Origin of the sequence: Streptomyces sp. NPDC101776, assembly GCF_044766845.1 — a bacterium.
Classification (GTDB): Bacteria; Actinomycetota; Actinomycetes; order Streptomycetales; family Streptomycetaceae; genus Streptomyces.
The window spans coordinates 287919-300229 of the sequence record NZ_JBIWMV010000014.1; the positions used below are offsets into that span (position 1 = coordinate 287919).

Consider the following 12311-nt stretch of genomic DNA (forward strand, 5'->3'; position numbering starts at 1 on the left):
CCGGACGGCACACCCGGGGACATGCTCCGGGGTACACCTCGGGACCTACTGAACGGCCCGTCGCAGCTGGGTTATCCACAGGCGGCGGGCCGTCGCCATGCCCAGCCGATAGTGTGGGCGCTCGTCCGAGACGTACCGCTGTCCCCTTGGGACGCGCGCGTCCACCGCAGTCCACCGAACCGGGGCCCGTACCTCGATGTCCGTGCACAGCCACACGGCAGCCCAACACGACGCTGCCACTCCTGAGTTCCCGCGTCACGTGGTGACGGCGGTGCTCGTCTCCCACGACGGCGCCCGCTGGCTGCCCGACGCGCTCGCCGGGCTGCTCGGCCAGGAGCGCCCCGTGCAGAGCGTCATGGCCGCCGACACCGGCAGCGCGGACGACTCCGCCCAGCTCGTCACCGACGCCCTCGGTGCCGACCGCGTGCTCCACCTCGCCCGGCGCACCGGCTTCGGCCAGGCCGTCGAGGAGGCCAACCGCACCGCGCCCCTGCTGACGCCGGACGAGCTGCCGTACCTGAAGCGCCCCAGCGGCTGGGACCCCGTCACGCGCACGTGGCGCGACGACGCCTACGACCTGCCGGAACTCCCGCACGGCGAGCCCGTCCAGTGGCTGTGGCTGCTGCACGACGACTCCGCGCCGGAGCCGGACGCCCTGGCGCAACTGCTGCGGGTCGTGGACCAGGAGTACGAACTGGGCCGCGAGGACGTGGCCGTCGTAGGCCCCAAGCTGCGCGGCTGGTACGACCGGCGGCAGCTCCTGGAGGTCGGCGTCACCATCGCCCACTCCGGCCGCCGCTGGACCGGCCTCGACCGCCGCGAACAGGACCAGGGCCAGCACGACCACGTACGGCCCGTGCTGTCCGTCTCCACCGCCGGCATGCTCGTCCGCCGCGACATCTTCGACGAACTCGGCGGCTTCGACCGCCGGCTGCCCCTGATGCGGGACGACGTCGACCTGTGCTGGCGCGCCACCGCCGCCGGCCACCGCGTCCTGGTCGCCCCCGAGGCGGTCGTACGGCACGCCGAGGCGGCCTCCCGCGAGCGCCGGGCCGTCGACTGCGCGGGCCGCACCGTCGCCTCCCCGCACAAGGTCGACAAGGCCGGCGCCGTCTACACCCTGCTCGTCAACAGCCGTACGGCCGTGCTGCCCTGGGTCCTGATCAGGGTCGTCGTCGGCACGGTGCTGCGGACCGTCGCCTATCTCGTCGGCAAGGTCCCCGGACAGGCCTTGGACGAGATCCGCGGCCTCCTGGGGACCCTGTTGCGCCCCGAGCGGATCCTCGCCGGGCGGCGCAGGCGCGGCGGCGCCCAGATCGACAAGGCGGAGCTGCGGCCCCTGTTCCCGCCGCCCGGCGCGACCGTGCGGGCCACCTTCGAACAGGCCGCGGCCAGCTTCGTCGACACCTCCGACCCCGAGATCACCTCCGGAGCCGGCCGGCACGGCGGCGCGGTCGAGTCCGGACCCGGCGGCGACGACGCGGACTTCCTGGAGATCGAGCAGTTCGCGCGCGTGAAGCGCATCGCCCGCAAGCCGGGCCCGGTGCTGTTCCTGGTGCTGCTGTTCGTCTCGCTCGTCGCATGCCGCGGTCTGCTCGGCAGCGGCGCGCTCACGGGCGGGGCGCTGCTGCCCGCCCCGGGCGACTCCGGCGAGCTGTGGTCCCGCTTCCTGGACTCCTGGCACCCGGTCGGCGTCGGCGGCACCCCCTCCGCCCCGCCGTACCTCGCGCTCGTCGCGATGCTCTCCTCGCTGCTCTTCGGCTCGACCGGCTTCGCGGTCACGGTCCTGCTGGTCGCCTCGGTCCCGCTGGCCGGGTTCACCGCCTACTTCGCGTCCCGCCCACTCGTCGAGTCGCGCCTGCTGCGCGCGTGGGCGGCCGTCGTCTACGCCTTCCTGCCCGCTGCCACCGGCGCCCTCGCGGGCGGCCACATCGGCACCGCCGTACTCGCCGTGCTGCTCCCGCTGATGGCCCGCGCGGGCATCGCCGCAAGCGGCCTCACGCACTCCTCGGGAGCCCGCGGCAGCTGGCGCGCCACCTGGGCGTACGCCCTGCTGCTGACGATCGCCACGGCCTTCACGCCGATCATCTGGCCCATCACGCTGCTCCTGGGCATCGCGCTGCTGGCCGTGCGCCGCGGCGACCTCGTCGCCTACGGACCGCGCTTCCTGGCCCAGTACGGCACCCCGCTGCTGATCCTGGCGCCCTGGTCGCTGACCCTGCTCCCGTTCGGCTTCTTCCAGCAGGCCGGTCTGGAGTACGGCTCCGGGGCCGCGACCCCCCTCGACCTCCTCGGCGCCAGCCCGGGCGGCCCCGGCACGGTCGGCGGCCTGATGCTCATCGGCATCGTGCTGGCCGCACTCGCCGCCCTGCTGCGCAGCGAGCGTCAGTTCGGCATCTGGACCGCCTGGGGCGTCGCCCTTGTAGGCATCGTCTTCGCCGTCCTGTCCAACAGCTCCACCTGGGCGGGCCCCGCGACCCTCGTCTACGGCCTCGCCCTCCTCGCCGCCGCCGCGCTCGGCGCCGACGGGGCACGCGCGCGTGTGGCCGAGCAGAGCTTCGGCTGGCGCCAGCCGGTGGCCGTGCTGATCGCCTTCGCCTCGGCCGCGGGCCCGCTGCTCGTCGCCGCCGGCTGGATGATCCGCGGCGCCGACGGCCCCCTGGAGCGCCACGACCCGACCCAGGTGCCCGCCTTCGTCGCCGAGGAGAGCGGCACCCAGGACCAGGCCCGCACCCTCGTCCTCGACAGCGACTCCGCCGCCCACGTCGGCTACATGCTGGTGCGCGGCTCCGGCGCCCGCATGGGAGACGGCGAGTTCGCCGCGGCGGACGGCGAGAACACCAAGCTCGACAAGGTCGTCGCCAACCTCGTCGCCGGCTCCGGCGCCGACCAGGCCGACGAACTCGGCGGCTTCGCCGTGCGCTACGTCCTCGTCCACAAGGGCGCGCCCCGCGAGGTCAGCCGCATCCTGGACGCCACCCCCGGCCTCAGCCGCCTCAGCCAGGCCGACGGCAGCGCCCTGTGGCGGGTCGACGCGCAGGTCTCCCGCGCGGCCGTCGTCGCCGGCACCGCCGCCCCGACACCCGTCGCCGCCGGACCCGTCGACATCCACACCACGATCCCCTCCGGCGCCACCGGCCGCGTGCTGCGCCTCGCCGACTCGGCCGCCGCGGGCTGGACGGCCACCCTGGACGGCAAGCCGCTCACCGGCACCACGGTCGACGGTTGGGCCCAGGGCTTCGAACTTCCCGCCTCCGGCGGCAAGTTGGACGTCACCTACGACGACCCGATCGGGCACACCGCGTGGCTGTGGACCCAGGGCGCCCTCGCCCTCGTCCTCGTCGTGCTCGCCCTCCCGGGCCGCCGCCGTGACGTCGACGACGACCTCCCCGAGGAGGAGCTGATCCCGGCCCAGGCGGTCGCCGGCGAGGGCCGCCGGGCCCGCCGCCTGCGTGCCCAGGCGGAGGCCGAGTCCACCGACGGGACGGACGACCCGGCGGACACCGGGCAGTTCGACGCCTTCGCTTCGAACACCACACCTCCTCCGGAGGAGGAGGCCGTCGCCGCGATCCCGCAACAGCAGTCCTACGGCATGGGGGTCCCCCCGGGCGAGGATGTTCGAGCCTGGGGGAGGGACACCGCGAGCTACGCGGGCGCCGAGTACGGCACCTACGGCGGCGAGCAGTACCAGGCCAACGAGCAGTACCCGCCCGGCACTTACGACCAGTCGTACCAGGCGGACCCCTACCAGGGCGGCCAGTACGACCCGTACGCCTACGGCGGCCAGAACCCGGCACCGGCCTACGACCCGACGTACGAACAGGGCTACGACCAGAGCCAGGGCCAGGCGCAGAACCAGGGCTACGACCCGAACTACGACCCCGCCTACGACCCGACGTACGACCCGGCCCAGCAGCAACGACCGCACGGCGATGAGCGTCCCGACGGGAGCCAGCAGTGAACCGCACCACCCTGTCCTTCCTCGCCGGTGTGGTCGCGCTCGGCGCCGTCACCGGGTTCGCCGAGATGAAGGCACCGGCCGCGTCCGGCACCGGCACCGCCAGGACGGCCGCTCAACTGCCCGTGGAGCGCACCAGCCTGCTCTGCCCGGCTCCCAGCACCTCCGACCTCGCCGACACGTCGTACACGTCCTTCACGCCCGTCACGACCGGCACGGACGACAGCGGCAAGGCCGAACTCCAGTCCGTCACCGAGGAGTCGGGCGACGGCACGGCCGACAAGAAGAAGCCCGCCAAGCCCGTCCTGGAACCCAAGGCCCCCGGCACCCCGGCCACCGGCGACAGTTCCGGCGCCGACTCGCCCGCGCTGCTCGGCACCGCCGAGGGCAAGTACGCGCCCGGCTGGACCGTCCAGGAGACCACCGAGGTCGCCGCGGGCAACGGACGTGGCCTCCAGGGCGTCAACTGCACCGCTCCGGACACCGAGTTCTGGTTCCCGGGCGCCAGCACCGCCGACGGCCGCACCGACTACGTGCACCTCACCAACCCGGACGACTCCGCCGCCGTCGTCGACATCGAGCTCTACGGCAAGGACGGCGACCTCAAGTCGACGGTGGGGGAGGGCATCACGGTCGAGCCGCACGCCAGCGAGCCGATCCTGCTGTCCACGCTCACCGACGACCAGGAGACCGACCTGACCGTGCACGTCACCGTGCGCAGCGGCCGGGTCGGCGCGTCCGTGCAGGCCCTCGACGCCAAGCTCGGCGGCGACTGGCTGGCCGCGTCCACCGACCCGGCCGGCAGTCTGGTCATGCCGGGCATCCCGAAGGACGCCACCTCCGTGCGGCTGATCGCCTTCACGCCGGGCGACTCGGACGCCGACCTGAAGGTGCGGCTGTCCTCACCCACCGGGACGATCACGCCGGCCGGGCACGAGACCGTGCACGTGAAGGCGGGCGTGACGACCGCTGTCGACCTGGGCGACGTCACGCGCGGCGAGCCGGGCTCCCTGGTCCTGACCCCGACCGACCAGTCCGTGCCGATCGTCGCCGCGCTCAAGGTCGTACGGGGCAAGGGCAGCAAGCAGGAGACGGCGTTCATCCCGGCGACCGGCGCGGTGGGCACGCGCGCGACGTCCGCCGACAACAGCGCCAAGGGCTCCACGCTGTCCCTGGTCGCGCCCACCCGCACCGCGACGGTCAAGGTCACCGCGTCCGCGGGCAGCGGCGGCGGTACGCCCGTCTCGAAGACGTACACGATCAAGGCCGGCACCGCCGAGGACGTCGAACTCCCGGTCCCCGGCGGCCTGAAGGGCACCTACGCACTGACGGTCGAGCCCCAGTCGGGCGGTCCGGTGTACGCGGCCCGGACCCTGTCGGCCACCGAGGAGGGCGTGCCGGGCTTCACGATCCAGACGCTGCCCGACGACCGGGGAACGGTCTCGGTGCCCGACACGGACGAGGACCTGTCGGTCCTCCAGAAGTAGCAGTCGGCGGCACGCGCGCGGGGAGGGTGCTAGTCCTCCCCGTAGCGCGGATCGACCGTCTCCGGGGTGAGCCCCAGCAGTTCGGCGACCTGTTCCACGACGATCTCGTGGACGAGGGCGGCCCGTTCGTCGCGCCCCTTCGTGCGGATCTCCACCGGGCGCCGGTAGATCACCACGCGCGCGGGTTGTCCCTCACGGGCGGCGATCGTGCCCCCCATGGGCACCGACTCGTCGTTCCAGCCCTCGCCCGCACCACCCAGTCGAGGGACTTCCAGGACGAGGAAATCGATGTCGGCCAACTGCGGCCACCGCCGCTCCAGTCGCTCCACGGAGTCCTGCACCAGATCCGCGAACGCCTCGGCGCGGCTCGCGGCGAGCGGAACCTGGGGCGGTGCGATCGGGCCGCGCATGCCCCGGCCGTGGCGATCGCGGCGGCGGGGCCCGGGTCCGGCGGCAGAGGGCGGTACGGGGGTGTCCATCACTGGTGAAGCGTAGTCCCCGCCGGGTCCGGCCGCCCGACTCCACCCGCCGTCGGACGCTCCGCACGGCATGTCGCCGGATGACCGTTCCGGCCAAGGTCCGGCTCGATTCCGTATGTCTCCAAGACCGTCTCTCTCAAGGCAATTGACGGTGTTTGTGCCGAGTGGTGACCGGGTCCGACCCTGTTCGAGATCTCGGGAGGGGGTGTACGCGCAGGTCAGTGGCGTGTTGCCGGTGAGGTGTGTGGGGCGCCTCACAGCCCGACACGGTGGGGTGACCTGGGGGAGAGCCGTCGCGGCCCGCTCAAGAGTGCGGTACCGTCCAACGTCGTGAGCCCTGTACGTCGCTGTTCGCGCACCGCTTGCGGCCGCCCCGCCGTCGCGACGCTGACGTACGTCTACGCCGACTCGACCGCGGTCCTCGGCCCGCTCGCCACCTACGCCGAACCCCACTGCTACGACCTGTGCGCCCAGCACTCCGAGCGCCTCACCGCGCCCCGCGGCTGGGAAGTCGTCCGCCTCCTCGACAGCTCCGCTCCGGCCCGCCCCAGCGGCGACGACCTGGAAGCACTCGCCAACGCCGTGCGCGAGGCGGCCCGCCCCCAGGAGCGGGCGGCCGGTGCCGGCGGCGGAGGCGGTGCCCGCACGGTGGACCCGATGGAGGTCGCACGCCGGGGTCATCTCCGGGTGCTGCGCTCCCCGGACAACTGACGGCGCCTGTCCCGGAGTTCGTCGGTCGCGCCGCGGATGCCGCTCCGAGCTGAGGTAACGGTGTGTGGAAGGCTCGGTTGCCGCCCGTCGCACTGTCGGTCCTGACGGGTAGTTTGGGGCGACCGATAGGACTTTCTGGAGGGTTGGCCCGTGTCTGCTGATCTGTCGCAGCTCGTGAAGGCGTACGACGTACGGGGCGTCGTCCCGGACCAGTGGGACGAGTCGTTGGCCGAGCTGTTCGGAGCGGCCTTCGTCCAAGTGACCGGCGCGAGCGCGATCGTGACGGGGCACGACATGCGGCCCTCGTCCCCGGGTCTGTCCGCCGCCTTCGCGCGCGGGGCGGCGGCGCGCGGTGTCGACGTGACCGAGATCGGCCTGTGCTCCACGGACCAGCTGTATTACGCGTCGGGCGCGTTCGGCCTCCCCGGTGCCATGTTCACGGCCTCGCACAACCCGGCGAAGTACAACGGCATCAAGATGTGCCGGGCGGGCGCGGCCCCCGTGGGCCAGGACACCGGCCTCGCCGAGATCCGCCAACTCGCCGAGTCCTGGATGGACTCGGGCGCCCCGGAGGTGTCCGGACCGACGGGAACGATCACAAAGCGGGACACGTTGGAGGACTACGCGGCGCACCTCCGCGGCCTCGTCGACCTGACCTCCATCCGCCCCCTGAAGGTCGTAGTCGACGCGGGCAACGGCATGGGCGGCCACACGGTCCCGACCGTGTTCGCCGGCCTGCCGCTCACCCTGGTCCCGATGTACTTCGAGCTGGACGGCACCTTCCCGAACCACGAGGCCAACCCGCTCGACCCGGCCAACATCGTCGACCTCCAGGCACGCGTCCGCGAGGAGGGCGCCGACCTCGGCATCGCCTTCGACGGCGACGCGGACCGCTGCTTCGTGGTCGACGAGAACGGCGACCCGGTCTCCCCGTCCGCGATCACCGCCCTGGTGGCCTCCCGCGAGCTGGCGAGGAACGGCGGCACCGGCGTGATCATCCACAACCTGATCACCTCCTGGTCGGTCCCCGAGGTCGTCAAGGAGAACGGCGGCACACCCGTACGCACGCGCGTGGGCCACTCCTTCATCAAGGCCGAGATGGCGAGGGCCGGCGCGATCTTCGGCGGCGAGCACTCCGCGCACTACTACTTCAAGGACTTCTGGAACGCCGACACGGGCATGCTGGCCGCCCTGCACGTCCTCGCCGCACTCGGCGGCCAGGACGGCACCCTCTCCGCCCTCGTGGCCCAGTACGACCGCTACGTGGGCTCTGGCGAGATCAACTCCACGGTCGACGACCAGCAGGCCCGCCTCACGGCGATCCGCACCGCCTACGAGGACCGCCCCGACCTGACCCTCGACGAACTCGACGGCCTCACCGTCTCCTCCGCCGACTGGTGGTTCAACGTCCGCCCCTCCAACACCGAACCGCTGCTGCGGCTCAACGCGGAGGCGCGGGACGAGGCGACGATGGGGAAGGTGCGGGACGAGGTGCTGGGGATCATCCTGGGGTGAGGGGTGAGGGGTGAGGGGTGAGGGGTGAGGGGTGAGGGGTGAGCGGTTGACGGGGTCTTTGGGTGCCGGTCACTTTCAGCCCGTCCGGCGTTTGAGGACGAGGCGGTTCAGGCCGAAGGGGGGTCTGGGCGCGCAGCCCCCATGGACGTCCGCCCCAACCCCGGCGCACACCTCTCACCGGCGGTACCCTGACCAGGCACATCCGCCGAAGCGTCGCAGACAGTCGTAGACACCCCCTGGAGGGACACCCCATGCCGCTCGAAGCCGGCCTCCTGGAGATCCTGGCCTGCCCGGCCTGCCACGCCCCCCTCAAGGAGCAGGACACCGAGCTGATCTGCACCGGCGAGGACTGCGGCCTGGCCTACCCGGTACGGGACGGCATCCCCGTCCTCCTCGTCGACGAGGCCCGCCACCCCGCGTAACCGACGACGACGCGATCGGAGGCCGCCGCCCATGCTCGACGAATCGCTGCTCGACTCCCCGGACGCGCTGACCGAGGCCGACCGCCGAGCCCTGCTCCGCGGTGCCGCCGAAGCCGGTGCCCGGGTGCGCACAGCCGCCCGGCACGCGGCCGAGGCGGGCGTCCACGACCTGAAACCGGACGGCCGCCCCCGCGCCATCCTGATCGCGGGCCCCGGCGCAGCCGCCACCTGCGTCGCCGACCTGCTCGGCAGGCTCGCCGGCGCCAGCAGCCCCGTCACCCGCCTGGCACCCACCGGCGTCGCCCCCGCGGCCGGCGCCCTGCGCTGGGAACTCCCGGGCTGGGCCGGCTCCGTGGACCTGCTGCTGATCACCACCCCGGACGGCAGCGAGCCGGGCCTGGCCCTGCTCGCGGAGCAGGCCTACCGCCGCGGCTGCACGGTCGTCGCCGTGGCCCCGTCCCGCAGCCCTCTCACCGAGGCGGTGGACGGCGCCCACGGCCTCTTCGTACCGATGGCGACCGCACCGTACGAACACGACGAACCCCTGGCCGCCTCCGCCCCCGGAGTCCTCTGGGCGCTGCTCACCCCGCTGCTCGCGCTCCTGGACCGCACAGGCCTGCTCAGCGCGCCGCCCGAGGCCCTGGAGAAGGTCGCCGACCGTCTCGACCAGGTCGCCGAGCGCTGCGGGCCCGCCGTCGCGACCTACAGCAACCCCGCCAAGACCCTCGCCGCCGAACTCGCCGACTCGCTCCCGGTGATCTGGACGGAGGGCACGTCGGCGGGCCCGGCGGGCCGCCGATTCGCCGCCGCGCTCGCGGAGTTGGCCGGCCGCCCCGCGCTCGTCTCCGAACTGCCCGAGGCGCTCGCCGAGCACAACGCCCTGCTGGCCGGCCCGCTCGCCGCGAGCGCCGACCCCGACGACTTCTTCAGGGACCGCGTCGACGAGGCACCCGCGCTGCACGCACGCGTGGTGCTGCTCCGGGACCGTCCGATCGGCGGTCTCACAGCGGCCCCGACCGCCCGTGACCTGGCCCTCAGCCACGACACGCCGATCAGCGAGCTGGAGCCCGAGGAGGGCGGCGAGCTGGAGACCCTCGCGGAGCTGATCGCCATGACGGATTTCGCCGCCGTTTACCTGGCGCTCGCCTCGGGCGCCTGATCCTGTCGTCGAAGCCCTGAGCCGCCGTACACCGTCGTACGGGGCGCGAAGCCACGTCGTACCCAGGTCGTCCTCGGGTCGTACACACAGAGAACCGGTAGAGAGCCACATGGACCGCCTCGACAACACCGTCCGCCCCTACGCCTGGGGTTCCACCACCGCCATCCCCAAGCTGCTCGGCGTCGAGCCGAACGGCGAACCACAGGCGGAGATGTGGATGGGCGCGCACCCCGGCGCACCCTCGCGCACCGCGCGCGGGACGCTCGTCGAGGTCGTCGAGGCCGCTCCGGAGCGGGAGTTGGGGGAGAAGGCGGTGGCGAAGTTCGGCCCGCGACTGCCCTTCCTGCTGAAGATCCTCGCCGCCGGCGCCCCGCTCTCCCTCCAGGTGCACCCCAACCTGGCGCAGGCCAAGGAGGGTTACGCCGACGAGGAGCGCCGGGGCATCCCCGTGGACGCCCCGAACCGCAACTACAAGGACGCCAACCACAAGCCCGAACTGATCTGCGCGCTCACGGAGTTCGACGGCCTGTGCGGCTTCCGCGACCCGCGGGACGCCGCCGACCTGCTCGCGGGCCTGGGCGTCGACTCCCTGAAGCCGTACGTCGACCTCCTGCACGCACACCCCGAGGAAGCCGCCCTGCGCGAGGTCCTCACGGCGATCCTCACCGCCGACCCGGAGGAGATGCGCCACACGGTCACCGCGGCGGCGACCGCCTGCACCCGCCTCGGCGGCGACTACGCGCCCTACGCCGACATCGCCCACCACTACCCGGGCGACCCGGGGGTCATCGCGGCGATGATCCTGAACTACGTCCAACTCCAGCCCGGCGAGGCCCTGTTCCTCGGCGCCGGCATCCCGCACGCCTACCTCAACGGCCTCGGCGTCGAGATCATGGCCAATTCCGACAACGTCCTGCGCTGCGGCCTGACCCCCAAGCACGTCGACGTCCCCGAACTCCTGCGCGTCGTCCGCTTCGAGGCGGGCGACCCCGGAGTGCTGCGCCCCGAGGCGTCTCCCGACGGCGAGGAGGTCTACGAGACCCCCATCGACGAGTTCCGGCTGTCCCGGTACGTCCTCCCGGCGGGCACAGGCGTCCACGACCTCACCCTCGACACCCCGCAGATCCTGCTCTGCACAGCCGGTGCGGTGACGGCGGGCGAGTTCGAACTGGCCCCCGGCCAGTCGGTGTTCGTCCCGGCCGGAGAGAAGGCCGAGGTGTCCGGAGTCGGCACGATCTTCCGAGCCACTGTGATCGTATGACCGGGCCTGTGGATACCTGACGCGCCGTCGCCGGGCAGGGCTGCAAGAATGACCCACCGGCAAAGGACGGGCAAAGACGGCCGGACGACTCATCCGGGCAGACGTCCGGGGCAGATGTCCGACGTGGGCGTCCGACCTGGACGTCCGGCACAGACGTACGAAGGCGAAGGGACACCGCGAACACATGAGCGCGTCAGGCGGCACCAAGGCGATCGTGGCGGCACTCGGCGCCAACCTCGCGATCGCGGCATCGAAGTTCGTGGCGTTCGCCTTCAGCGGCTCGTCCTCGATGCTCGCCGAGGGCGTCCACTCCCTCGCCGACTCCGGCAACCAGGCACTGCTCCTGATCGGCGGCAAGAAGGCCCAGCGCGAGGCCACCCCCCAGCACCCCTTCGGATACGGCCGCGAGCGCTACATCTACGCCTTCCTCGTCTCGATCGTCCTCTTCTCCGTCGGCGGCATGTTCGCCGTCTACGAGGGCTACGAGAAGATCAAGCACCCCCACGACATCGAGCACTGGTACTGGCCGGTGGGCGTCCTGATCTTCGCGATCATCGCCGAGGGCTTCTCGTTCCGCACGGCCATCAAGGAGTCGAACGAACTGCGCGGCACGCACTCCTGGTCGCAGTTCATCCGCCGCGCCAAGGCCCCCGAGCTGCCGGTCGTCCTCCTGGAGGACTTCGGCGCGCTCATCGGCCTGGTCCTCGCCCTCGGCGGCGTCGGCCTGGCCCTGCTCACCGGCGACGGCATCTGGGACGGCATCGGCACGCTCTGCATCGGCATCCTGCTAATCCTGATCGCACTGGTCCTGGCCGCGGAGACCAAGTCGCTGCTGCTCGGCGAGTCCGCCGGCATCGAGGACGTCCAGAAGATCGAGGCCGCGATCGTCGACGGCCACACCGTCACCGGCATCATCCACATGCGCACGCTCCACCTCGGCCCCGAGGAACTCCTCGTCGCCGCCAAGATCGCCGTCCAGCACGACGACACCGCCACCGAGGTCGCCACCGCGATCAACGCGGCCGAGTCCCGCATCCGCGAAGCCGTCCCGATCGCCCGCGTGATCTACCTCGAACCCGACATCTACAGCGAGTCCGAAGCCACCAAGGGCCCGGACCGCGAAGCCACCCCCGGAGGCCCGGCCCAGCACCCCGCCGAGCACTGAGTCCCCGCGCTGCTAGGGCAATGAGGCCCGCCGGGACTTCGACGGGCCCTCCCCATCCCGCTAGTGCTCTGACCGGGAAGGTTCGCCGGTTGAAATAGGCTGGGCCTTCTCGATGAACGAGGGGGCAGAGTGTCGGCGCGATGGTCGACGGACG

Annotated in this window: 9 protein-coding genes; 8 read left to right on the forward strand and 1 reads right to left on the reverse strand. The window is 72.6% G+C overall.

What is annotated here, in order from left to right:
* The first annotated feature begins 196 nt into the window (after positions 1–196).
* Together ACIRRY_RS34955 and ACIRRY_RS34960 are read left to right on the forward strand one after the other, a co-directional pair.
* Complete coding sequence (locus ACIRRY_RS34955; RefSeq protein ID WP_403980848.1) at positions 197–3961, forward strand: glycosyltransferase; 3765 nt, start codon at positions 197–199, stop codon at positions 3959–3961.
* Positions 3958–5445, forward strand: coding sequence for a DUF5719 family protein (locus tag ACIRRY_RS34960; RefSeq protein ID WP_403980851.1), 1488 nt, complete (start codon positions 3958–3960; stop codon positions 5443–5445). The genes ACIRRY_RS34955 and ACIRRY_RS34960 overlap by 4 nt, the downstream gene beginning before the upstream one ends.
* Positions 5446–5474: 29 nt before the next feature.
* Here the strand turns inward: ACIRRY_RS34960 and ACIRRY_RS34965 are convergent, their stop codons facing one another.
* Positions 5475–5924: a metallopeptidase family protein gene (locus tag ACIRRY_RS34965; protein ID WP_403980890.1), complete on the reverse strand. Its 450-nt coding sequence runs from the start codon at positions 5922–5924 to the stop codon at positions 5475–5477.
* A 279-nt stretch (positions 5925–6203) separates the two neighbouring features.
* Here ACIRRY_RS34965 and ACIRRY_RS34970 point away from each other — a divergent pair, with 279 nt between their 5' ends.
* From ACIRRY_RS34970 to ACIRRY_RS34995, 6 genes are all read left to right on the forward strand, one after another.
* Positions 6204–6635 carry a DUF3499 domain-containing protein gene (locus ACIRRY_RS34970; RefSeq protein ID WP_403980893.1) on the forward strand — a complete coding sequence of 144 codons (432 nt, stop codon included), beginning with the start codon at positions 6204–6206 and terminating at the stop codon, positions 6633–6635.
* Between the two features lie 150 nt (positions 6636–6785).
* A complete protein-coding gene (locus ACIRRY_RS34975) occupies positions 6786–8150 on the forward strand; it encodes a phosphomannomutase/phosphoglucomutase (protein WP_403980853.1) in 1365 nt (454 codons plus the stop codon).
* Between the two features lie 251 nt (positions 8151–8401).
* Positions 8402–8572: a Trm112 family protein gene (locus ACIRRY_RS34980; RefSeq protein ID WP_019072213.1), complete on the forward strand. Its 171-nt coding sequence runs from the start codon at positions 8402–8404 to the stop codon at positions 8570–8572.
* Between the two features lie 31 nt (positions 8573–8603).
* Positions 8604–9731 (forward strand): SIS domain-containing protein, encoded by a 1128-nt coding sequence (locus tag ACIRRY_RS34985; protein ID WP_403980855.1) that lies wholly within the window; start codon positions 8604–8606, stop codon positions 9729–9731.
* Between the two features lie 109 nt (positions 9732–9840).
* Positions 9841–10992, forward strand: a complete 1152-nt coding sequence (manA, locus tag ACIRRY_RS34990; RefSeq protein WP_403980857.1) for a mannose-6-phosphate isomerase, class I — start codon at positions 9841–9843, stop codon at positions 10990–10992.
* Positions 10993–11176: 184 nt separating this feature from the next.
* The gene (locus ACIRRY_RS34995; protein WP_403980859.1) at positions 11177–12157 is read left to right on the forward strand and encodes a cation diffusion facilitator family transporter; all 981 of its coding nucleotides are present in this window, start codon (positions 11177–11179) and stop codon (positions 12155–12157) included.
* The last annotated feature ends 154 nt before the right edge of the window (positions 12158–12311 follow it).

Bases quoted from the DNA above. Each gene is read 5' to 3' on its own strand.
- ACIRRY_RS34995 (WP_403980859.1), top strand. From the start codon at position 11,177: ATGAGCGCGTCAGGCGGCACCAAGGCGATCGTGGCGGCACTCGGCGCC.
- ACIRRY_RS34955 (WP_403980848.1), top strand. From the start codon at position 197: ATGTCCGTGCACAGCCACACGGCAGCCCAACACGACGCTGCCACTCCT.
- manA (WP_403980857.1), top strand. From the start codon at position 9,841: ATGGACCGCCTCGACAACACCGTCCGCCCCTACGCCTGGGGTTCCACC.
- ACIRRY_RS34980 (WP_019072213.1), top strand. From the start codon at position 8,402: ATGCCGCTCGAAGCCGGCCTCCTGGAGATCCTGGCCTGCCCGGCCTGC.
- ACIRRY_RS34985 (WP_403980855.1), top strand. From the start codon at position 8,604: ATGCTCGACGAATCGCTGCTCGACTCCCCGGACGCGCTGACCGAGGCC.
- ACIRRY_RS34965 (WP_403980890.1), bottom strand. From the start codon at position 5,924: ATGGACACCCCCGTACCGCCCTCTGCCGCCGGACCCGGGCCCCGCCGC.